The following is a 25,247-nucleotide window of genomic DNA, read 5'->3' as shown; positions in this document are numbered from 1 at the left end:
CGGGGCGTCCGGGGTGCGCGCCGCTTGTCTTTCGAATAGTTGGTGGACAAAACCCGCCTCGGGCGCCGGCACCGCGGTGCGCTGGCCGTCGTCGAGCAAGGCCCGGCGCTCGGCCGCGTCGAGCAACGGCAATTCACCGATGCGCTGTGCCGGGTCGGCCACGATGGCCCGCAACAGGTTCTGCCAATGCCCGGCCATGCGCGCAATCGTCTCGGCGCCAAACAGGTCGGTGGCATAGATCAGTGCAGCCGAAAGGCCTTCGCCATGCTCGACGGTTTCCAGGGTCAGGTCGAATTGTGCCGTGTGCGAATCCCAGCTCAGCCCCTCGACTTTCAACGCACCGACCGGCCCCTCACCCGCCGGGCCTTGGGTCCGGTGGTTGAACATCACTTGGAACAGCGGGCTGTGGCTCAGGTTGCGCTCAGGCTGCAACGCTTCGACCAATTGTTCGAACGGCAGCTCCTGGTGAGCCTGGGCGCCCAGGGCTGTCTGTTTCACTTGTTGCAGCAAGGCGCCAAACGCATCCTCGCTCTGCACATCGCTGTCGAGCACCTGGGTATTGACGAAAAAGCCGATCAGGCGCTCGGTCTCGACCCGGTTGCGGTTGGCCGTCGGCACGCCGACGCGGATGTCGTTCTGGCCGCTGTAGCGATGCAGCAGCGCCTGGAACGAGGCCAGCAAAATCATGAACAGGCTGACGCCCTCACGCTGGGCCATGTGTTTGAGGTCGCCGGCCAGTACCCCGTCGATGGCGAGCTCCAGCCGCGCGCCGCGATAGCTCATCACCGCCGGACGCGGGAAATCGGTCGGCAGTTCCAGCACCGGTTGCTGGCCCCCCAAGCGTGCGGTCCAGTATTCCAACTGGCGCTCGCGCTCGCCCGCTTCCATCCAGTGCCGCTGCCAGATGGCGTAGTCAGTGTACTGGATCGGCAGCGCCGGCAGTTCCAGCGCGCGGCCCTGGCTGAAGGCGGCGTAGCCGTTGACCAATTCCTCGACCATCACCTGCATCGACCAGCCATCGGCAACGATGTGGTGCAAGGTCACGATCAACACGTGATCATCCGCAGCCAACCGCAGCAGGCGCGTACGCAGCAGTGGCCCCTGTTGTAGGTCGAAGAGCTGGCGAGTTTCTGCTTCGATCAACCGGCGCAGCTGCGTCTCGTCCGGCAATGGTTCCAGGGCGTCGGCCTGCAAACGCACCGGCGCCGCCGCGTGCACTTGCTGCACGACCTGCTCGCCATGGATCTGGAAGGTGGTGCGCAGGCTCTCGTGACGCGCCACCAACGCCGTGAAACTTTGCTCCAGCGCAGCGATGTCCAGCGGCCCGCGCAAGCGCAGGGCCGTGGGCATGTGATAAGCCGCGCTCTCGGGGTCCAACTGCCAGAGGAACCATTGGCGTTCCTGGGCAAACGACAGCGACAACGTGTCGAACTCGGCACTGACAGGCGCAATGGGCAGGTTCGCCGGGGAAACGTTCTCTTCGAGCATTTTCTGCAAGTACAAGCGACGTTTTTCCAGCGGCAGCGTTATGAAGCGCCTGGCAATACGTTGTGCGACAGCGGTGTCCATCAAACCTCCTCAAATTCATCGAGCAGCGCTTCAAGCTTGCTCAATTTCGACGTACTCATGGGTTCGCCGGCAGGCTCGAGTTGCGCCACGAACGCGCCGAGTACCGGGAATTGGAAAATCAGTTGCGGGGTCAAGGTCAAGCCCAGTTCCAGTTGCAGGCGCGAGACCACGCTCACCACCAGCAGCGAATGCCCGCCCAGCTCGAAGAAGTCGTCGCCCAGCCCGACCTGCTCGACCTTGAGCACGTCTTGCCAGATCGCCGCGACCCGGCATTCCAGGTCGCTCCGGGGCGCCAGGTAAGCCGGTTGCAGGGCACGGGTGTCCGGTGCCGGCAAGGCCTTGCGATCGAGCTTGCCGTTGGGGGTCAGCGGCAAGCGGTCGAGGAAGACCCAATGGGTCGGCACCATGAAGTCCGGCACCTGGGCCGCCAGTCGCGCCTTGAGTCGGTCGCCCAGGCTGGCCGAATCCAGGGAGCCGTCCTGGCCGACCAGATAGGCCACCAGGTTCGGTCCGCTCACGTCGTCCCGCGCCAGCACCACCGCATCGCGCACCTCGGCATCGGCCTGCAGGCGCGCTTCGATTTCCCCCAGTTCGATGCGCAGGCCACGGATCTTCACTTGATGGTCGATCCGGCCGAGGTACTCGATCACCCCGTCCGCGCCATAACGCGCCAGGTCACCGGTGCGATACAGGCGACCGCCCGCAACGGGGGCGAACGGATCGGGAATGAAGCGCTCGGCGCTCAGGGCCGGTCGCTGGTGGTAACCACGGGCCAGGGAATCACCGGCGATGTGCAACTCGCCGACGGCGCCCACGGCGCAAGGCTGCAATGCCGCATCCAGCACGTAGGTGCGCACGTTATCGATGGGACGACCAATGGCGATGATTCGCTCGGCGTCGTCCTCGCTGTCGCGCACCACGGCATGGCTGCTGGTGTCGATGGTCGCTTCGGTCGGGCCATACAGGTTGCGCAGTTCACCCTCGAACAGCGCCATGACCTGGCGCGACAGGTGCGCGCTGAGGGCTTCGCCACCGCACAGCAGCAGGCGCAGGGAGGCCAGCTGTTCGCGGGTCGCCACTGGCAGCAAGGCCTGCAACAGCGACGGCGCCATTTGCAGCACGCTGATGCGCCACCGCGCCACGTCGGCCCAGAGGGTGGTCAGGTCGAGGTTCAGGTGCGGGTTGGCGAGCACCAGCTGCGCGCCGCTCATCAACGGCAGCCAGAACTCCCAGACCGAGGCATCGAAACTGATCGCGGTTTTCTGCAGGACGCGGTCGGCGGCCGTCAGTTTCAAGCAACCTTGCATCCACGCCATGTGGTTGCTCAGGGCGGCATGGCGCAAGGTCACGCCCTTGGGCTTGCCGGTAGAGCCGGAGGTGTAGATCACATAAGCGAGGTTCTCGCCGTCGATGACCACGCCAGGGTCGCGCTCGCTGTAGCCGGCCAGCCATTGCCCGGGTTGATCCAACAGCAGCGCGGCCACGGCAGCGTCGCCGAACAGCGGCAGCACCTCGGTTTCAGTGAGCAGCAAGGCGATACCGCTGTCCTCGACCATGTACGCCAGTCGATCCCGGGGATAGGCCGGGTCCAGCGGCACGTAGGCGCCACCGGCCTTGAGTACCGCCAGCAAGCCGACCACCATCTGCACGCTGCGCGACAACGCCAGGCCCACCAAGACATCGGGGCCAATGCCGCGTTCGATCAAGCCATGGGCCAGGCGATTGGCCCGGGCATTGAGCTCGGCGTAAGTGAGCGTTTCCTGCTCGCTGACCAGGGCGACCGCGTCGGGGCTGTTTTGGGCCTGGGCCTCGATCCATTGATGAACCAGGCGCCGAGGCGGTTCCACCACCGACGTGGCGTTCCAGTCGCCCAGCAGCCTGTCGCGGGTCGTCGCATCCAGCAGTTGGATGTCGCCCACGCAACCGCCAGCCGGCAGGCTCACCATCTGCGCGAGCATGTGTGCCACCTGCTCAGCCAGGCGCTCGACGGTGTGTGTAGGGAAAGCAGCATGGGCATAGGTGAAGTGCAGGCTCAGGATGTCAGTTAGATTGACGGCCAGGGTCAACGGGAAATTAGTCTGTTCCTGGCTGGCCACGCTGCCGAAGCTCAAGCCCGAGGGCGCCTGCTCTTGCAGGGCCTGGGACACGGGGTAGTTTTCGAACACCAGCAAGGTGTCGAACAAACCGTCGCCGCCCTGCCCGGCCCAGCGCTGGATCTCGAACAGCGGCGTATGTTCGTGCTCGCGCAAGGCCACGTTCTGGCCTTGGACCTGTAGCAGCAGCTCGCTCAGCGCTTGCTCCGGACGCGGGCTGGCGATGACCGGCAAGGTGTTGATGAACAGGCCGATCTGCTGTTCGACGCCCTTGAGCTCGCTCGGACGCCCCGACACGGTGGCGCCGAAGGCCACGGTGGCGTGTCCGGTGTAGTGTTGCAGCAGCAACAGCCAGGTCGCCTGGACGACGGTGTTGAGGGTGACTTTCTGCTGGCGGGCGAACTCGCTCAGGCCTTGGGTCTGCTCGGGCGTCAGGTGGTGATAGTGGCTGGCGTGGCTGCTTTCCAACGCTGGTTGCAGCGTCGCAACGCGGGTCTCGGCCAGACGGGTCGGTGCCTCCAAATCTTGCAGTTGCGCCAGCCAGAAGGTTTCGCTGGCCTGGGCGTCGCGGCCTTGCAGCCAGGCGATGTAGTCCCGATAACGCCCGGCCGGGCGTGGCAGGGCCTGGCCGTCATAGCGTTGCAGCACCTCGCCGAGCAACTGCGAGTTGCTCCAGCCATCCATCAGGATGTGTTGATGGGTGTAAATCAGGTGATAACGCCGCTCGGCGGTGCGCACCAGCACCAGGCGCAGTAACGGCGCGCAGGCCAGGTCGAAGCCCTGCTCGCGTTCGGCATCCGCCAGTGCGTCCAGGGCCTGACTGACATCGGCACGGGCGCTCCAGTCCAGGGAGGTGAATGGCACGCGCACCTGCTTGTGCACCACCTGCACCGGGCGCTCGCTGCCCTGCCAGATAAAACTGCTGCGCAGAATGTCATGGGCATCGACCGCCGCTTGCCAGGCGGCCTCGAAACGCCGTGGGTCGAGGCCTTCGATGTCCAGGCGCATCTGGTTGATGTACTGGCCGCTGCCCGCCTCGTAGAGGCTGTGGAACAACATGCCCTGCTGCATCGGCGCCAGCGGGTAAAGGTCTTCCACCCCGCGCGCCGACAGCGCCAGGCCATCGAGCTGCGCCTGGGTCAGGCCGGCCAGGGGGAAATCCGTCGGCGTCATGCCCTGGTTCGTCGGGTCACAGCAATGGGCGATCAGCAGCGCCAGCTCGCTGGCGTAGTCATCGGCCAGCTGCTGGATGATCGCCGGCTCGAACTGTCGCTGGCTGAACGTCCAGCCCAACCGCAGCGCGCCATCGAACACCTGGCCGTTGAGCGTCAGCCAGTTGCCCAAGGTGGTCAGCGGGCTTTGCTCGTCACCGGCGCTTTCGCTGGCCGGGCTGAACAGCGCGCCTTGGTCCTGATCGAAACTGCCGTCGAACTGACCGAGGTAGTTGAACGTGATGCGCGGCACCGGCAGTGCTTCCAGGGCCGCCCGGCTGGCGTCGTCGCCCAGGTAACGCAGCGCACCGAACCCCACGCCTTTGTCGGGAATCGTCCGCAGCCCCTGCTTGATCGACTTGATCGAGTCCGCCAGTTCGACGGCCGGCGACAACCGCACCGGGAACAGGCTGGTGAACCACCCCACCGTGCGGGTCAGGTCGACATTGGCGAACAGCTCTTCGCGACCATGGCCTTCGAGCTGCAGCAACAGACTGTCGTAACCGGTCCAGCGGCAGATCACCCGGGCCAGGGCCGTGAGCAACAGGTCGTTGACCTGGGTGCGATAGGCCGCCGGCGCCTCTTGCAGCAGCTGCCGGGTCAAGTGCGCGTCGAGCCGTGTATGAACGGTGACGGCCTCGTGGTTTTGCCCGATCGCCTCGGGGTCGAGGCACGGCAGGTCGGTCGGGGCGTCGTGCAGTTGCCCTTGCCAGTAGGCCAATTGCTGTTGCAGTTCCGCGCTGCGGGCGTGGGCCTGCAACTGCTCGGCAAACACCTTGACCGAGCTGGTCTTGGCCGGCAGTTGCAGCCTTTGGCCGGCGAGCAACTGCTGGTAGGTGGTTTGCAGGTCGTCGAACAGGATCCGCCACGACACACCGTCCACCGCCAGGTGATGGACCACCAGCAACAGGCGCTGGCTGCCGTCGGCCAAGGTCGCCAGGACGCCGCGCAGCAGCGGCCCGGCGTGCAGGTCGAGGCTGCGCTGGGCCTGGTTGGCGAGGGTTTCCAACGCGCTGGCATCGGCCACGTCACGCTGCCACAGCAAACCGTCGTTCCCCCAAGCTTGCTGTTGCGCCGCCACCTCACGGTGCTCGGCGCGCCAACCTTCGGCGGTTTCATTGAAGGACAAACGCAAGGCGTCGTGGTGCAGCACCAACGCCTGCAAAGCCTGCTCCACCACGGATGCTTGCAACGGACTGGCCGGTTGCAGCAGCACCGACTGGTTGTAATGGTGACGCTGGTGAATCGCCTCGGCGAAAAACGCCTGTTGAATCGGCAGCAGCGGCGTCGACCCTTCGGCCGGCGCCTGATCGATTGCCGACGCTTCCCCACCGGTCTGGGCGACACCTGCCAGCGCCTGCACGGTCTGGTGCTGGAACAAATCTTTGGGAGTAAAGCGAATGCCCGCCTGGCGGGCGCGACTGACCACCTGGATGGAGACAATCGAGTCGCCGCCCAACTCGAAGAAGTTATCGCTCAAGCCAACCCGCTCGACCTTGAGCACGTCTTGCCAGATCGCCGCAATCTGTTGTTCCAGCTCACTTCGCGGCGCCACGTAATCCTGCTGGACCTGGCTGACGTCCGCGGTGGGCAAGGCCTTGCGGTCGAGCTTGCCGTTGGCGGTCAGCGGCCATTGTTCGAGGAACAACAGGTGCGTCGGCACCATGTAGTCCGGCAGATCGGCCTTGAGCTGGGTCTTGATCTGCTCGCGCAGGCCCGCTTCGTCTTCGCCGATGTGCGCTGGGATCACGTAAGCCACCAGTTGCTGGCCGCTCGGCCCTTCCTGGGCCAGCACCAACGCTTCGCGCACGGAATCCAAGGCATTCAGGCGCGCTTCGATCTCCCCCAGTTCGATGCGGAAACCGCGAATCTTCACTTGATGGTCGATGCGACCGATGTACTCGATCACACCGTCGCTGCGGTACTGCGCCAGGTCGCCGGTGCGGTACAGCCGTGCGCCGCTTTCGCCGAACGGGTCGGGGATGAACCGCAATGCGGTGAGGTCGCCACGATTCAAGTAGCCCCGGGCCAGGCCGGCGCGACCGACGTACAACTCACCGATGCAGCCTTTTGGTACCGGGTTCAAATCGCCGTCCAGCAAGTACCAGGACAGGTCGGCAATCGGTTCGCCAATCGGGCTGCTGGCGTCCTGTTCCAGGTCCGCCACTGACAGCGGACGGTAGGTCACGTGCACGGTGGTTTCGGTGATGCCGTACATGTTGATCAGTTGCGGCGCCGCGTCGCCAAAGCGCTCGAACCACGGGCGCAAGGACTTGACGTCCAGCGCCTCGCCGCCGAACACCACGTAGCGCAAGGCATTGCTTCGCGAGTCAGTGCAGGCTTCATGCATCAATTGCTTGAACGCCGACGGTGTCTGGTTGAGCACCGTCACCCCGGCATCGCAGAGCAATTCGTGGAACTGCTGCGGTGAACGGCTGATGTCATACGGCACGATCAGTAACTCACCGCCATGCAGCAACGCGCCAAAGATTTCCCAGACCGAGAAGTCGAACGCGTAGGAATGGAACAGGCTCCAGACATCCTGCGCGCCGAAGTTGAACCAGGGTTCGGTGGCCTCGAACAGGCGCAGCACGTTGTGGTGCGGCAGCAAGGTGCCTTTCGGATTACCGGTGGAGCCAGAGGTGTAGATCACGTAGGCGAGGTTCGCAGCGTCCATTGCTACGTGCGGATCGTTGTTGGTGAAAGCACTGACGTCGGCGTCCAACAGCAGCGTCTGCACGCCATCCGGCACCGGTAATTGATCGACTAGAGCCGCTTGAGTCAGCAGCAAGCGAATGCCGCTGTCCTGCATCATGTAGGCCAGACGATCCTGGGGATACGTCGGGTCCAGCGGCACGTAGGCGCCGCCGGCCTTGAGGATCGCCAGCAGGCCCACCAGCATGTCGAAGCCCCGCTCGACCGCCAATCCCACCAGCACATCCGGGCCGACGCCGTGGGCTATCAACTGATGGGCGCGGCGGTTGGCCTGGGTGTTGAGTTCGCCGTAGGTCAGGGTTTGGGCGTTGCAACGCAACGCGATGGCGTCGGGACGCAAGCGCGCCTGCTCGGCGATGCGCTGATGCAGGCAGGCCTCGCCCGGGAAGCTGCGCGGGGCCGGGTTCCATTGGGTGATGTGTTGCTGGTGCTCGGTGGCCGTCAGCAACGGCAATTCACCGATACGTTGGCGGGCATCGGCGACGATGCCGTGCAGCAGGTTCAGCCAGTGTTCCGCGAGGCGCTGCACGGTGCTGGCGTCGAACAAGTCAGTGGCATAGGTCAGTGCCGCACCGAGTTCACCCTCGGCTTCCAGGGTGTCGAGGGTCAGGTCGAACTGGGCAGTCTGGCTTTCCCATTCCTGGGCCTTGATCACCAGACCGGGCAGCGCCGGCAGTGCCTGGCGAGCCACGCTCTGGTGGTTGTACAACACCTGGAACAACGGGCTGTGGCTCAGGTTGCGCTCAGGCCGCAGGGCTTCGACCAACTGTTCGAACGGCAGGTCCTGATGGGCCTCGGCGCCGATGGCCGCCTGTTTGACCTGCGCCAGCAATTCACTGAAACGCTGCTGCGGATCGACCTCGGCCTTGAGCACCTGGGTGTTGACGAAAAAGCCGATCAGGCCTTCGGTTTCCACCCGGTTGCGGTTGGCGATGGGCACGCCGACACGAATGTCCGACTGGCCGCTGTAGCGGTGCAGCAAGGCTTGGAACGAGGCCAGCAAGACCATGAACAGCGTGCTGCCTTCGCGCTGGGCCAGCTGTCGCAGTTGTTGGCCCAAGGCCTGCGGCAAGTCGATCGCCAGGCGGGCGCCGGCAAAACTCTGCCGGGTCGGGCGCGGCCGGTCGGTGGGCAGCGCCAACAACGGCTGCTCGCCCCCCAGCACATCGGTCCAATACGCCAGTTGCCGTTCCCGCTCGCCGGCGTCCATCCACTGACGTTGCCATACCGCGTAATCAGCGTACTGGATCGGCAGCTCGGCCAATGCCAGGGACTCACCCTGGCGGCACGCGGCATAACCTTGCATCAGTTCTTGCACCAGCAATTGCATCGACCAGCCATCGGAGACGATGTGGTGCTGGGTCAGCACCAGCACATGCTCGTCGGCCGCCACCCGCAGCAGGCCGACCCGCAGCAGCGGGCCGTTTTGCAGGTCGAAGGGCTGGGCGATCTGCTGGCGGACGAAGGCCTGGATCTGTTCATTGCCGCCCTCGAGCATCTGCGGGATTACCACCGGGTTCATCTGTGGGTGAATGACCTGGCACGCTTGCTCGTCGACCTGGACGAAGGTGGTACGCAGGCTTTCGTGGCGCCGCACCAGGGCGGCGAAACTCTGCTGCAAAGCCTCCAGGTCCAGGTTGCCCTGAATCCGCAGCGCCGCCGGAATGTGGTACGCCGCGCTGTCGGGCTCCATCTGCCAGAGGAACCACTGGCGTTGCTGGGCGTAGGACAACGGCAACGGTGCCTGGTCCCGGGAAAGACGCGGGATGCTCGCCGGCCGTGCCACGTCGCCGTCCATCAGCGCCGCCACACAAGCCTCAAGGCTGGCGTTCTCGAACAACTGGCGCAATTGCAGGTTCAGGCCGAGGGCCTGGCGAATGCGCGACACCATCTGCGTCGCCAGCAGCGAGTGGCCGCCCAGTTCGAAGAAGCTATCGCTCAAGCCGACCCGCTCGACCTTGAGCACGTCTTGCCAGATCGCCGCGATCTGTTGTTCCAGTTCACTTCGCGGCGCCACATAGTCCTGCTGGACCTGGCTGGCGTCGGCGGTGGGCAAGGCCTTGCGGTCGAGCTTGCCGTTGGCGGTCAACGGCCATTGGTCGAGGAACAACAGGTGCGTCGGCACCATGTAGTCCGGCAAATCTGACTTGAGCTGGGTCTTGATCTGGTCGCGCAGGCCAGCTTTATCCTCGCCGATTTGCGCCGAGATCACGTACGCCACCAGTTGCTGGCCGCTCGGCCCTTCCTGGGCCAGCACCAGCGCTTCGCGCACCGCTGCCAGGGCGTTCAGGCGTGCTTCGATCTCGCCCAGTTCGATGCGAAAACCACGGATCTTCACTTGATGATCGATGCGACCGATGTACTCGATCACGCCATCACTGCGGTACTGCGCCAGGTCGCCGGTGCGGTACAGCCGTGCGCCGACTTCGCCGAACGGATCAGGGATGAACCGCAACGCGGTGAGGTCGCCACGGTTCAGGTAACCCCGGGCCAAGCCGGCACGACCGACGTACAGTTCACCGATGCAGCCTTTCGGCACTGGGTTCAAATCACCGTCCAGCAAGTACCACGACAGGTCGGCAATCGGCTCGCCAATCGGGCTGCTGGCGTCCTGTTCCAGGTCCGCTATCGACAGCGGACGGTAGGTCACGTGCACGGTGGTTTCGGTGATGCCGTACATGTTGATCAGTTGCGGCGCGGCATCGCCAAAACGGTCGAACCACGGGCGCAGGGACTTGACGTCCAGCGCCTCGCCGCCGAACACCACGTAGCGCAAGGCGTTGGCCCGGTCATCGGCGCAGGCTTCGTGCATCAACTGCTTGAACGCCGACGGTGTCTGGTTGAGCACCGTCACCCCGGCGTCGCAGAGCAGTTCATGGAACTGCTGCGGTGAGCGGCTGACGTCATACGGCACGATCAACAACTCGCCACCGTGGAGCAGTGCGCCGAAAATTTCCCAGACCGAGAAGTCGAACGCGTAGGAATGGAACAGGCTCCAGACATCCTCCGCGCCAAAGTTGAACCAGGGTTCGGTGGCCTCGAACAGGCGCAGCACGTTGTGGTGCGGCAGCAAGGTGCCTTTTGGATTACCGGTGGAACCGGAGGTGTAGATCACGTAGGCGAGGTTCGCAGCGTCCATCGCTACGTGCGGATCGCTGTCGGCAAACGTGCCGACATCGGCGTCCAGCAGCAGCGTCTGCACGCCTTCCGGCACTGGCAACTGACCGACCAGGGCCGCTTGAGTCAGCAGCAAGCGAATGCCACTGTCCTGCATCATGTAGGCCAGACGATCCTGGGGATACGTCGGGTCCAGCGGCACGTAGGCGCCGCCGGCCTTGAGGATCGCCAGCAGGCCCACCAGCATGTCGAAGCCCCGCTCGGCGGCCAATCCCACCCGTACATCCGGGCCGACGCCGTGGGCGATCAACTGATGGGCGCGGCGGTTGGCCTGGGTGTTGAGTTCACCGTAGGTCAGGGTTTGGGCGTTGCAACGCAACGCGATGGCGTCGGGACGCAAGCGCGCCTGTTCGGCGATGCGCTGATGCAGGCAGGCCTCGCCCGGGAAACTGCGTGGCGCCGGGTTCCATTGGGTGATGTGTTGCTGGTGCTCGGTGGCCGTCAGCAACGGCAATTCACCGATGCGTTGGCCGGGATTGGCGACGATGCCGTGCAGCAAGTTCAGCCAGTGCTCGGCGAGGCGCTGCACGGTGCTGGCGTCGAACAGGTCAGTGGCGTAGCTCAGGGATGCGCCCAGTTCACCGTGGGTTTCGTGAGTGTCGAGGGTCAAGTCGAACTGGGCGGTGTGGGAACTCCAGTCGAGGCTCTCGACCTGCAGCCCCGGCAGTTGCAGGGCCTGGGCCGCGCCGCCGCTCTGGTGGTTGAACATCACCTGGAACAGCGGGCTGTGGCTCGCCTGCCGCTGGGGTGCCAGTGCCTGCACCAACTGCTCGAACGGCAGGTCTTGATGGGCCTGCGCGCCCAGCGAAGCCTGTTTGACCTGCGCCAGCAATTGGTCGAAAGGCAGGTCGCCGCGCACCTGGGCATTAAGCACTTGGGTGTTGACGAAAAATCCGATCAGGCCTTCGGTTTCCGGGCGATTACGGTTGGCCACCGGTACGCCGACACGGATGTCCGATTGGCCGCTATAGCGGTGCAACAAGGCCTGGAACGACGCCAGCAAGACCATGAACAGCGTCGAGGCTTCGCGCTGGGCCAATTGCTTCAGGCCCTGGGTCAGCCCGGCGTCAACGGTCAGGTCCAGGCGTGCGCCGCGATGGCTCTGCACCGCCGGGCGCGGGCGGTCCGTTGGCAACGGCAGGACTTCGCCGCCGTCCCCCAGTCGTTCGGTCCAATAGGCCAGTTGCCGCTCCAGCTCGCCGGCCTCCATCCATTTGCGCTGCCAGATCGCATAGTCGGCGTATTGGATCGGCAAAGGCGCCAGGGTCGGCGTCTGACCGCTGCGGTGAGCGGCGTAGAGCTGGACCAGGTCATTGACCATGATCTGCGCCGACGCACCGTCGCAAATGATGTGGTGCTGGGTCAGCACCAGCACATGATCGTCCGCGTCAAGTTGCAGCAGCTTGACCCGCAACAGCGGCCCCTGTTGCAGGTCGAACAATCCAGCGATTTCATCATCGATCAGGGCCTTGAGCGCAGCCTCATCCGCTGGCCCCGACACCACCTGGGGTTCGATCGCCAGGCTCAAGTGGGCCTGCACCTCTTGTTGGGGGCCCTCCGTGCTGTCGATGAAGACCGTGCGCAGCACGTCGTGACGGGCCAGCAAGGCGTCGAAACTGCATTGCAGCGCCGACAGGTCGAGGGCGCCGCGCAAGCGCAGCGCCGTGGGCACGTGGTAGGCCGCGCTGTGGCGGTCCAGTTTCCAGAGGAACCACTGGCGTTCCTGGGCGTAGGACAGGTCGAGCGTCGCGAACTCGTCGCGCATCGCCGGGATCGGCAATGCCGCCAGGCTCATGTTCTTGCTGTGCAGCTTGTGCAGGAACGCTTGCCGTTGGGCGAGCGGTAAACGGATGAATCGCTGAACCAGAGACAGGTTATCGAGCTGAGTCATTCAAAGGGTCTCCAGGTCTGCCAGGAAATCATGCATCTCACTCAGGTCGTCGCTGGAGTGAGGGCTCAGGTGGGCCGCCAGTTGCGCGGCGTAGTCGGCCAGGGATGGGGTGCTGAACAGCAAGTCCAGGGGCACCGCGGCGCCTTGCTGCATTTGCAGGCGCGCCGTCGCTTGCGTCGCCAGCAGGGAATGCCCACCCAGTTCAAAGAAGTTGTCGTCGCGCCCTACTCGCTCGAGCTTGAGCACGTCTTGCCAGATGGCGGCGATGCCCTGCTCGAGCGCGCCCTCGGGCGCCACGTAGGCACGCAGTAGTTGCTGGGCGTCCGGCAGCGGCAAAGCCTTGCGGTCGAGCTTGCCGTTGGGGGTCAGCGGGAAGCGTTCGAGCAACAGCCAGTGCGCCGGCATCATGTAGTCGGGCAGTAAAGGCGCGAGCTGGGCCTTGAGGGCGTCGCGCAGGGCCGCCGGTTCCGCCGTTTCTGGATGCGCGGCGATCAGGTATGCCACCAACTGCAGGCCGCCTGGCCCTTGTTGCGGCACCACCACCGCTTCGCGGATCGACGCCTGGGCCAGCAGGCAGGCTTCGATTTCCCCCAGTTCGATGCGGAAACCGCGGATCTTCACCTGATGATCGACCCGGCCGATGTACTCGATCACGCCGTCGCCCCGCTGGCGCGCCAGGTCACCGGTGCGGTACACCCGTGCGCCGTTGCCGAACGGGTCCGGCAGGAAGCGCTCGGCGGTGAGCGCCGCACGGTCGTGGTAACCCCGGGCCAGGCCGTCGCCGCCAATCAACAGTTCGCCGATCAGCCCGACCGGGTTCGGCGCGAAGTGATCGCCGACGATATGCAGCGACGTGTTGGCAATCGGCCGGCCGAGGTACGGCAGGCGCTGCTCTGCGGTCAAGCGGTAGGCCGCCGACCAGATGGTGGTTTCGGTCGGGCCGTACAGGTTCCAGACTTCGCCGGCGACATCCAGCAACCGCTCCGCCAGGTCCTCGGCCAACGCCTCGCCACCGCACAGGCATTTGCGCCCGGCCAGCAAGGCGGACGCCGGGTGGTCGAGCAGCATGCGCCAGGTCGATGGCGTGGCCTGGACCACGCTGACCTGTTGCTGGTCGATGGTCTTGAGCAGCGCCTCGGGGTCGTGGGCACTCTGCTTGTCCACCAGCACCACGCAGGCACCGCTCAACAGCGCGCCATAGAGTTCGAGGCCGAAGATGTCGAACGAGAACGTGGTCAGTGACAGCACCCGATCACTGGCAGCGATACCCGGTTCGCGGACCATGCTCGCGACGAAATTCACCAGCGCCCCATGCCGTACCATCACGCCTTTGGGTTTTCCGGTGGAGCCCGAGGTGTAGATGGCGTAGGCCAAGTGCTCCGCATCCAGGCGCGTCGCCGGCGCCTCGTCGGCATAACCGTCGAGCCAGCCGCCCTCCTGGTCCAATACCAATGTCTCGACCCCAACCCCGGCCCCTGTGGGGGATAGCCTGTGGGAGCAAAGCTTGCTCGCGATAGCGTCGGCACACCCACCATCACCATTGACTGAACCACCGCCATCGCGAGCAAGCTTTGCTCCCACAGGCTCGCTCCCACAGGACAGCGGTAGCTGGTTGAGTTGCGAACGTTGGGTCAGCAGCAGTTCGATGCCGCTGTCTTCGATCATGTGCGCCAGCCGGTCGGCCGGGTACTGCGGGTCGAGCGGCACGTAGGCTCCACCGGCCTTCAGGATGGCCAGCAAGGCGACAATCATCTCCACGCCACGCTCCAGGGCGACGCCGACCAATTGATCGGGCCCGACGCCTTGCTCGATCAAGCGATGGGCCAGGCGGTTGGCCCGGACGTTGAGTTCGGCGTAGGTCAGCGCCTGTTCAGCGAACACCAGCGCGGTGGCATCCGGCGTTCGGCGGGCCTGGGCCTCGAACAGGCGATGGACGCAACGCTCGTTCGGATAGTCGGCCGCGGTGGCGTTCCAGTCTTGCACCTGCTGGTGGGTTTCACCGCTGTCGAGCAAGCTCAGCTCCCCCAGGGGCCGTTGCGTGCCGGCGGTCATTTGCAGCAGCAAGCGCCGCAGATGCGCACCGATCTGCTCGACCGAGGCCGGGGCGAAACTGGCGCACTGGTAGCTGAACTGCACCGCCAGCTCGGCACCAAGGCTGACCAGCAGGGTCAGCGGGTAGTGGGTCTGTTCCAGGTTATCCACGGCACCGAAACGCAAGCCGTCAGGCGCACCGTGCTCCAGGGCTTCGGAAATCGGGTAGTTCTCGAACACCAGGATGTTGTCGAACAACGCTTCGCCGCCCAGCCCGGCCCAGCGCTGGATGTCGAACAACGCCGTGTGCTCGAACTCGCGCAAGGCCAGGTTCTGCGCCTGGACGCTGTGCAGCCAGTCGCCCAGCGCCTGTTCGGGACGCGGGCTGGCGATGACCGGCAAGGTGTTGATGAACAGGCCGATCTGGCCCTCGACGCCCACCAGGTCCGCCGGCCGCCCCGCCACCGTCGCGCCGAACGCCACGCTGGCTTTGCCGGTGTAGCGCTGCAAGAGCAACAGCCAGGCCGCTTGCACCAGGGTATTGACGGTCACTTTGGATTCGCGGGCGAATTCGGCCAGGCGTTGGGTCTGCTGCGCATCCAGTTGCACATGATGATGACCGTACAGGTTCGCCGAGACGTCCTGGGCCGGGCGCGCAAACACCTGGGCCAGGCGCACCGGTTCATCCAGTGTGCGCAATTGTTGCATCCAGAACCCTTCGCCGAGGCTCGCGTCCTGGCGTTGCAGCCAGGCGATGTAATCGCGATAACGGCCAGCCGGGCGGGCCACGCTGTCGCCGCGGTAGTGCTGCAACACTTCGCCGAACAACTGCGCGCTGCTCCAGCCATCCATCAGGATGTGATGGTTGGTGTAGATCAGGTGATGCCGATCAGTCGCCGTGCGCACCAGCACCAGGCGCATCAGCGGCGCCTGGGTCAGGTCCACGCCTTGGGCCCGCTCTTCATCGGCGAGGGTTTGCAAGGCACCCTCAATCTCCGTCCGCCCGTTCCAGTCGAGCACACGGAACGGCACCTCGACCTGACGCTGGACGATTTGCACTGGCTGCTCCAGGTCGCCCTGCCAGAAGAACCCGGTACGCAGGATGTCATGGGCATCGACCACCGCTTGCCAGGCGGCGCGAAAACGCTGCGGATCGAGACCGTCGACGTCGAGGCGCATCTGGTTGATGTAGTCGCCGCTGCCCTGCCCAAGCAAGGAATGGAACAGCATGCCTTGCTGCATCGGCGACAACGGGTAGAGGTCGTCGATGGCTTGGGGGGCTGGGACCAGCGTATCCAGTTGCGCCTGGGTCAGCCGCGCCAACGGGAAATCCGACGGCGTCACGCCCCGGCTGTGACTGTCGCAGCAATGGACGATGAGCGCAGTGAGCTCTTGCAGATAGTCATCCGCCAGGCGCTGGATGGTCGCGGTATTGAACAGCTCGCCGCTGAAGGTCCAGCTCAAGTCCAGCTCGCCGCCAAACACTTGGCCGTCGAGGGCTAGCGGGCTGCCCAACGGGGCTTGCAGGTTCACTTCCTCGCCGCCGCGCTCTGTGGTCGGGACGAACAAGGCATCGGCGGCCGCATCGAAACTGCCGTCGAACTGACCAAGGTAATTGAAGGTCAGTTGCGGTTTCGCCAAGGCCTGCAGGGTTTCACGCGCAAGGTCATCGCCCAGGTGCGCCAGGGCCCCGAAGCCAACGCCCTTGTTGGGGATGGCCCGCAGTTGTTCCTTGATCTGCTTCAGCGAGGCGCCAATGTCATCCGCTACCGGCGTCAATCGGGCCGGGAACAGGCTGGTGAACCAGCCGACGGTACGGCTCAGGTCAATGTCGGTGAACAGATCCTCACGGCCGTGGCCTTCGAGCTGCACCCACACACTGTCATCGCCGGTCCAGCGCACCATCACCCGCGCCAGCGCCGTCAGCAGCAGGTCGTTGACCTGGGTGCGATAGGCCGCCGGGGCTTGCTGCAGCGATTGCCGGGTGAGCTTTTTGTCCAGTGCCGTGCGAATCGTCACGGCTTGGCCCTGTTGCTGCCCGCCCTGGGGGTTGTCCCACGGCAAACCGACCGGGGCGCCGTGCAACTGCTGCTGCCAAAAGCTCAGTTCGGCCTGCAGGGGCGCACCGGCGGCATAGTCCTGCAACGCAGCGGTCCAGGCGTTGACCGCGCTGGTCTTGGCCGGCAATTGCACCGTCGCGTCGGTGAGGACCTGCCGATAAGCGCTTTGCAGGTCTTCGAACAGAATCCGCCAGGACACACCGTCCACCACCAGGTGATGGACGATCAGCAACAGCCGCTGGGTGCCATCGGCGAGGTTCGCCAGCAGTGCGCGGATCAGCGGCCCGCCCGCCAGTCGCAGGCTGCGCTGGGCCTGGTTGCCCAGCACTTCGAGTGCGGCGAGATCGGCGACATCGGCTTGCCAGAGCAGCGTGTCGGCGGCCTGCGCCTCGACATCGCGATAACGCGCGGTCCAGCGTTCGTCCTGCTCGATGAAGTCCAGGCGCAGGCTGTCGTGGTGCACGACCAGCGCACCCAAGGCCCGCTCCAATGCCTGGGGATCGAGGGCCTGGGTCGGCTTGAGCATCACCGACTGGTTCCAGTGATGGCGGTCGGGGATCGGCTGGGCGAAGAACCATTGATGAATCGGCAGCAGTGCGGTTTCGCCGGTCGCGGGTTGCTGGTCGATCAATTGCAGTCGCGCGCCCGTCTGTGCCACGGCGGCCAGCGCCTCGATGGTCTGGTGCTGGAACAGATCCTTCGGCGTGAAGTGGATACCGACCAGCCGCGCGCGACTAACCACTTGGATCGAGACGATGGAATCGCCGCCCAGTTCGAAGAAGTTGTCCCGCAGGCCCACGCGTTCAAGTTTGAGCACGTCCTGCCAGATCGACACCAGTTGCTGCTCCAGCGCGCTGCGCGGGGCCACATAGGATTGCTGCAATTGGCTGACGTCGGGCTTGGGCAGGTTCTTGCGGTCGAGCTTGCCGTTGGGGGTCAGCGGCAGGCGATCGAGCAGCAGCAGATAGGCCGGTACCATGTGCGCCGGCAACGTCGCCTTGAGTTGTCCACGCAGGTGCTCGGCGAAATCCTTTTGCACGGCTTCATTGGCCACCACATAGGCGACCAGGCGCTTGCCGCTGCCAGCAGCACCTTCCTGCGCCACGACAACCGCTTCGCGCACGCCTTCAAGGGCTTGCAGGCTGGCTTCGACTTCCCCCAGCTCGATGCGGAAGCCACGGATCTTCACTTGATTGTCGATACGGTCCAGGTAATCAAAAGTGCCATCGGCGCGTTGGCGCACCAGGTCGCCGGTGCGGTAGAGCAAGCCTCCGCTGCGACTGAACGGGTCGGCGACAAATCGCTCGGCGGTCAGGCCCGGACGGTTCAGGTAACCCCGCGCCAGGCCGCTGCCGCCCAGGTACAGCTCGCCGGCCATGCCTTGGGGCAGCAGGTTCAAGTCAGCGTCGAGCACGTAGGCGCTGCGGTCGCCGATGCGGCTGCCGATGGGTGCATAGGCGGCGCCGCACGCTACATCGCGGCCGGCCTTCCAGATCAGCGGGGTGACCACGGTTTCGGTCGGGCCGTAGCCGTTGATGATGTAGTCCGGGTCGAGGGCACGCTTGACCCGTTCGAAGCTGGCGTTGGGCACCGCATCGCCGCCGAAGCAGTAGATGCGCACCTTCGGCGGGTTGCCCTCGCGCTCGGCGTGCTCGGCCAGTTGTTGCAGGTACACCGGCGGGAACGCCACTACCGTCACGCCGTGCTCGCCCATCGCGTTGTAGGTCTGTTCCGGGGTCCACAGGCTGTCGTCGCGAATCAGCAGCGAGGCGCCGTGGGTCAGGCTGGTGAGCCAGCGCTCATGGGCACCGTCGAAGGCGAAGGACATGAAATGGAATTCGCAATCACTGTCGCGCATCTCGTAGCGCTCGCCGATGGCCTGGCAGTGCATCGCCAGCGGACCGTGGGCCACGCTCACGCCTTTGGGGTTGCCGGTGGAGCCGGAGGTGTAGATGACGTAGGCCAGGTTCTGCGGATCGATACACACGGCTGGGGCGTTGCTCGGTTGCTGGCTCAGGTCCAGGCGATCGAGCTCCAGCACCTGGTCGGCACCCTCCAGCGGTAATTGCGCCGACACCCGGGAGTCGGTGAGCAACAGCGCCAGCCCGGAATCCTCGATCAGGTACGCCAGGCGTTCCCGTGGGTAGCTGGTGTCCAGCGGCACATAGGCGCCGCCGGCCTTGAGCACCGCCAGCAGCGCGACGATCACCCCTTCGCTGCGCGGCAGGGCCACGCCAACGCGGGTTTCCGGCCCCACGCCCAGTTCGATGAGCTGGTGGGCCAGGCGGTTGGCGCGACGGTCGATGTCGCCATAGCTGAAACGCTGGCCGTCGAAGATCACTGCCGTGGCGTGGGGCTTGTGCGCCGCCAGATCGGCAATGCGTTGATGTACGGGGATGTCGGTCGGGTACGGCTGCGGATGATTGGCGGCCTGTTGCCCGCTGTGCTCCTCGTCATTGGCCAGGGCTATCTCGCCGAGGCGACGCTCGGCGGATTCGGCAAACCGCTCCAGCAGGAGCAGCAACTGCGCACTCAAGCGCTCAATGGTTGCAACGCTGAAATGCGCCTGGTCGAAACTCATGTGCAGGGCCAGCGTCTCTCCCAGGGTCACGCCCAGGGTCAGTGGGTAGTGAGTCTGATCCTGGTTGGCGACTTCGCCGAACACCACGCCTTGGGCGGTGCCGTGTTGCAACGCCGCGGAAATCGGGAAGTTTTCGAACACCAGCAGGCTGTCGAACAGCGCTCCCCCGCCCTGCCCGGCCCAGCGCTGGATGCTTGCCAGCGGCGTGTGCTCGAACTCGCGCAGGCTCAGGTTCCGGGCCTGTACGGCGGCCAGCCAGGCCGCGACGGTCTGGTCCGGACGCGAGCCGGCGATCACCGGCAAGGTGTTGATGAACAGGCCGACCTGTTGCTCGATGCCAACCAGCTCTGCCGGCCGCCCGGCCACGGTGGTGCCAAATGCCACGCAGTCGCTGCCGGTGTAGCGCTGCAACAGCAGCAGCCACGCCGCTTGCACCAGGGTGTTGACGGTGACTTTCTGCTGGCGGGCGAAGGCGTTGAGACGGCCAGTGCCCGGCGCATCCAGGTGGTAATGCCTGAGCGCATGAGCGCTTTCGCTGCGCATTTCGCCACTCGCCGCAGCGGCGTTCGCCAGTACAGTCGGCTCCTGGAGATCGGCCAGTTGCGCCAGCCAGAACGCTTCGCTGAGGGCGGCGTCCTGGCGCTGCAACCACTGGATGTAATCGGCATAGCGGCTGACCGGCCGCGGCGGCTGTTGACCGGCATAGCGTTGCAGCACTTCACCGAGCATCTGCGCGCTGCTCCAGCCATCCATCAAAATATGGTGGTTAGTGAAGATCAGATGATGACGCTCATCGCTCAGTTGAATCAGCGTGACCCGCAGCAGCCCGGCCTGGGTCAGGTCGAAGCCCATGGCCAGATCAGCGGCAATGAAATCCTTGAGAGCCTGGTCGACGTCACGGCGTTGGCGCCAATCGAGCAGTGTGTAGGGCAGCGCCAGGCGGCGGTGGATGATCTGCAACTGTTGCTGCAACTCGCCCTGCCAGATGAAACCGCTGCGCAGAATTTCGTGGACATCCATTGTCGCCTGCCACGCCGCGCGGAAACGCTCGGGGTCCAGGCCATCGACATCCACGCACAACTGGTTGATGTAGGTCCCGGTGCCCTGCTCGTACAGGGTGTGAAACAGCATGCCTTGCTGCATTGGCGACAGTGGATAAATGTCTTCGATAGCGGTCGCCGGCACTGGGATCGCGTCCAACTGCGCCTGGGTGATGCGCGCCAGCGGGAAATCCGACGGCGTGGTGCCCATGGCATCGGCCTGGCAGCAATGGCCAATCAGCGCTTCCAGCTCGCGGGTATAGTCATCGGCCAGGCGGGCGATGGTCGCCTCGTTGAATTGCTCATGGCTGAACGTCCAACGCAAGTCGAGCGCGCCGTCATAGACCTGGCCTTCGACACCCAACCAGTTGTCCAGGGGCGCATCAAGGCTCTGCTCGCGCCCGGCGCTTTCCCCCGCCGGGCTGAACAGCGCCCCCTCCCGGGCATCGAAACTGCCGTCGAACTGGCCGAGGTAATTGAAGGTGATGCACGGCAATGGCAAGGCCTTGAGACAGGCTTGCGCCGCCTCGTCGCCCAGGTAGCGCAGCACACCGAAACCGATGCCCTTGTTCGGGATCGCCCGCAGTTGCTCCTTGATCTGCTTGATCGTGGCGGCCACGCCATCCGCCGGTGTGAGGCGCACAGGGAACAGGCTGGTAAACCAGCCGACCGTACGAGTTAGGTCGACGCCACTGAACAACTCTTCGCGGCCATGGCCTTCCAGTTGGATCAAGGTGTCGACGTGGCCGGTCCAGCGACAGATCACCCGCGCCAGGACGGTTAGCAACAGATCGTTGACCTGGGTGCGATACGCCGCGGGCGCCTGTTGCAGCAGTTGCTGAGTGAGGGTTTTGTCGAGACGGCTGTGCAGCACTTTGGCGTAACGGCTTTGTCGGCTGCCTTGGGGGTTATCCCATGGCAGATCCACGACAGCGCCTTGCAGTTGTTGCTGCCAGAACGTCAGCTCGGACTGAACGTTTTCGGTCGTGGCGTAGGCCTGCAAATGCTCACCCCAGGCTTTATAGGCGCTGGTCTTGGCCGGCAGCTTGACGGCGGCGCCGACGCTGGCCTGTTGATAAGCCCGTTGCAGATCTTCCAACAGGATGCGCCACGACACACCGTCCACGGCCAGGTGGTGCACGGCCAATAACAGACGCTGGCTGCCATCGGCCATGCTCGCCAGCACCGCACGCAGCAACGGGCCGTTGTGCAGGCCGAGGCTGCACTGGGCCTTGGCACAGAAGTCTTGCAGCTCAGCGGCGCTCAGGTTGTCCGCCGTCCACAACACCTCAGGATCGACCACGATCGGCACCACCTCGGCCCGCCAGCCCGCCGGGGTTTCGACGAAGCGCGAACGCAAGGCATCGTGATGCGCCAACACGGCGTTGAGCGCCTGCAGCAGCGCGGGTGCCTGCAAGGGTAGATGGCTGCGCAACAAGACGGCCTGGTTCCAGTGGTGGCGCTGGGCAATCGCCTCCTCGAAAAACATCTGCTGGATGGGCAGCAACGGCTGTTCGCCGCTGACCGGTCCCTGATCGATCTGCAGCTCGCTGCCGCCTTGTTGCGCGACGCTCGCCAGGCCTTGCACGGTTTGATGCTGGAACAGGTCACGGGGGGTGAAATGGATCCCGGCCTGCCGCGAGCGGCTGACCACCTGGATCGAGATGATCGAGTCACCGCCCAGCTCGAAGAAGTTGTCGGTCAAGCCGACCTGTTCAAGCTTGAGCACGTCCTGCCAGATCGCCGCGATGCCTCGCTCCAGTTCGCTGCGAGGGGCGATAAAGGCCTGTTGCAGTTGGCTGGCATCGGCTGAAGGCAGGGCCTTGCGGTCGAGCTTCCCGTTGGGACTCAGCGGCAATCGCCCAAGGAACAACCATTGGGTCGGGACCATGTAGTCTGGCACGCGGTCCTTGAGTTGCGCCTTGAGGGATTCCCGCGCAGCGCCCTGTTCATCCGCCGAGGCCGACACCAGCGTTGCATCCTTGGGCACCACGTAACCCACCAGTTGCAGGCTGCTGCCACCTTGCACCGCCAGTACGACGGCGTCGCTGACCGCCTCCAGTTCCAGCAGGTGCGCTTCGATTTCGCCCAGTTCGATGCGCAAGCCGCGGATCTTCACTTGATGATCTACGCGGCCCACGTATTCGATTTGGCCCAAGGCATTGAAGCGCGCCAAGTCGCCGGTGCGATACAGGCGCGCACCCGTGGTGGAAAACGGATCGGGAATGAAACGTTCAGCGGTCAAGGCCGGACGCTGGAAGTAACCACGCGCCAGCAACTCGCCGCCAATCAGCAGCTCGCCGGTTACCCCAACCGGCGTGGGCGCCAGATGCGCATCCAGCAGATAGGTATGCCGGCCAGGAAGCGGTTGACCAATGGGCAAGGTCAGCGGCAGCGGCCGACGATTGAAGACGTAATCGCTGCAATCCAGGGTGGTGGCCGTGACCGTGGCCTCGGTCGGACCGTAGGTGTTGAGCAACTTGACCTGCTCCAGCCCGGCCCGGCGCCAGGCCTGTACGCCTTCGGGCGGCATGGCTTCACCGCCACTGTGGACCTGGCGCAGCGCCGCATAGTCACGCGGACCGACAGCGGCAAATTCCTTGGCGATCATGTTCCAGTAGGCAGTGGTCAAGTCCATGACCGTGATGCCCTGCTCGACGATCTGGCGGTACAGGGTTTCGCTGTCCCACACCTCGTTGCCGCGCAACACCACCGAGGCGCCGCAGGTCAGCGGACCGAACAGCTGCTCGCCAAAAGCATCAAAGTTGAAGGTCGCGAATTGCAGCACACAATCAGCGCTGCTCAAGCCGTAATAGTGCTGCGAGGCGAACCCATGCTTGCTCAGCGCGCCGTGGCTGATACCGACACCTTTCGGGCGCCCCGTCGAGCCGGACGTGAACATGACGTAGGCCAGGCTATCGACCCACACCTTGCGTTGCAGATTGCCGGGTTCGGCGCTTTCCCAGGACTCGGCCTGATCCAGGCACAGGCAACGCACGCCGTCGGGCACCGGCAGCCGTTCAAGCAAATGGCTTTGGCTCAAGAGCAAACGGCTGGCGCTGTCTTCGATCATGAAGCGCAGGCGATCGACCGGGTATTGGGGGTCCAGCGGCACGTAGGCACCACCGGCCTTGAGCACGGCGAGAATGGCCACCACCAGGTCCGGGCTCCGGTCGACGGCGATGCCCACCAGCACGTCCGGACCGACGCCCGCCGCCACCAACGTGCGCCCCAGGCAGTTGGAGCGGGCGTTGAGCTCGCCATAGCTCAATCGTTGTCCATCGCAGATCAAGGCGACGGCATCCGGGCTGCGCTCAGCTTGCACCTCGAACAGTTCATGCACCGGGCGATCACTCGGCCAGGTCGCGTCGTGACGCCCCCAATCCATGACTAACTGCCGATATTCGGCCGGCGCCAACAACGCAAGCTCGCCGACGCGCTGCTGCGGGTCGTTGACGATGTTGCGCAACAGCAGCGTCCAATGCCGCGCCATACGCTCGATGGTGTCGGGGTTGAACAAGTCACTGGCGTAGGTGAACGCCGCATGCAACTGTCCGCCCTTTTCGTAGGTGTCCAGGCTCAAGTCGAACTGGGTGCTGCGGCTTTCCCATTCGATGACCCCCAGCTCCAGACCGCTGCCGACTTTCAGCGTGGTGACGTCGGCCACTTCCGGCTGGTGGTTGTACATCACCTGGAACAACGGGTTGTAGCTGAGGCTGCGCTCAAGTTTCAGCGCCTCGACCAGCCGTTCGAAGGGCAGATCCTGGTGGGCCTGGGCGCCGAGGGCGGTTTCCTTGATGTCATGCAACAGGTCGCCGAGGCGCGTCCGGCCATCCAGTTGCACTCGCAATACCTGGGTGTTGACGAAGAAACCAATCAGCCCTTCGATTTCCCGGCGGTTGCGGTTGGCGATCGGGACGCCGACGCGCAAGTCGTCCTGCCCGGTGTAGCGGTGCAGCAGGACATTGAACGTCCCCAGCAGCAGCATGAATAACGTGACCCCATGCTGGCGGGCAACGCCGCGCAGTTGCTCGACCAGCGCGGCGTCCACCACCTGTTCCAGGCGACGACCGCGATAACTCGGCAGCACCGGGCGTGGATAATCGATAGGAAGCTCCAGCACCGGATGTTCGTCGCCCAGTTGTGCTTGCCAGTAATCGAGTTGACGTTGCAGCTCGCCGGCTTCCAGCCAGCGGCGCTGCCACAAGGCATAGTCGCTGTACTGGATCGGCAAGTCGGCCAGCTGTGGTTCCACCCCCGCCTCATGGGCGTCATAACAGCGAATGAATTCGTCGATCAGCACGTTCATCGACCAGCCGTCTGAGACGATGTGATGCAAGGTCAGCAGCAGCACGTGCTCTTGATCATCGAGCTTGAGCAGTTCGATCCGCAGCAACGGGCCGCTGGACAAGTCGAAGGGCTGCAGCGATTGGGCTTCGGCGGCCTGGCGCACCGCCTGCTCGCGCTCGGCAACCGGCAAGGCACTGAAGTCCTTGTGCCCGATCACCAGTGCGGCGCTGGAGGGCACTTGCAGGAGGCTGTCGTCGGCCTGGCGCTGGAACACCGTGCGCAGGGTTTCATGACGGGCCACCAGGCTGGCGAAGGCTTGCTCCAGCGCCGGCAGGCTCAACGCGCCCTTGAGCCGCACCGCCCCGGGCAGGTTGTAGGCGCCGCTGTCCGGCTCCAGTTGCCAGAGAAACCACATGCGCTGCTGGGCATAGGACGACGCCTGGCGGTCCTCGGCCTCGACGCCCTGGGGAATGGGAAACCCGCTGAACTCCACGCCCTCCTTGGCCAACGCGGCCAGGAACATCCGGCGCTTTTCCAGGGGCAACCCGATAAACCGGCGAGCAAGTTTCAAGGCGTCTTCAGCATTCAT

General features: G+C 64.8%; 3 protein-coding genes (1 of these 3 cut by a window edge). All 3 read right to left on the bottom strand.

All coding sequences use genetic code 11. The features are described 5' to 3' along the window. Tightly spaced (each overlapping or abutting the next), the 3 genes in view from M1D99_RS09760 to M1D99_RS09750 form a layout consistent with a single transcriptional unit that may run on beyond the window. Positions 1 to 1,569 carry the beginning of a non-ribosomal peptide synthase/polyketide synthase gene (locus tag M1D99_RS09760; protein ID WP_458131694.1) on the bottom strand. The gene continues 10,965 nt to the left of window position 1, outside the view, so the window shows 1,569 of its 12,534 coding nt (coding positions 1-1,569); it begins with the start codon at positions 1,567 to 1,569; its stop codon lies beyond the left edge, outside the window. Next, positions 1,569 to 12,656, bottom strand: coding sequence for a non-ribosomal peptide synthase/polyketide synthase (locus M1D99_RS09755; protein ID WP_458131693.1), 11,088 nt, complete (start codon positions 12,654 to 12,656; stop codon positions 1,569 to 1,571). The genes M1D99_RS09760 and M1D99_RS09755 overlap by 1 nt, the downstream gene beginning before the upstream one ends. Next, the gene (locus tag M1D99_RS09750; RefSeq protein ID WP_458131692.1) at positions 12,657 to 25,247 is read right to left on the bottom strand and encodes a non-ribosomal peptide synthase/polyketide synthase; all 12,591 of its coding nucleotides are present in this window, start codon (positions 25,245 to 25,247) and stop codon (positions 12,657 to 12,659) included.

Source organism: Pseudomonas sp. R3-41 (assembly GCF_054161485.1).
This window is presented reverse-complemented; position numbering and strand designations above follow the sequence as displayed.

Excerpts from the sequence above, each read along its gene's own strand:
- M1D99_RS09750 (WP_458131692.1), bottom strand. The coding sequence starts at position 25,247 with ATGAATGCTGAAGACGCCTTGAAACTTGCTCGCCGGTTTATCGGGTTG.
- M1D99_RS09755 (WP_458131693.1), bottom strand. The coding sequence starts at position 12,656 with ATGACTCAGCTCGATAACCTGTCTCTGGTTCAGCGATTCATCCGTTTA.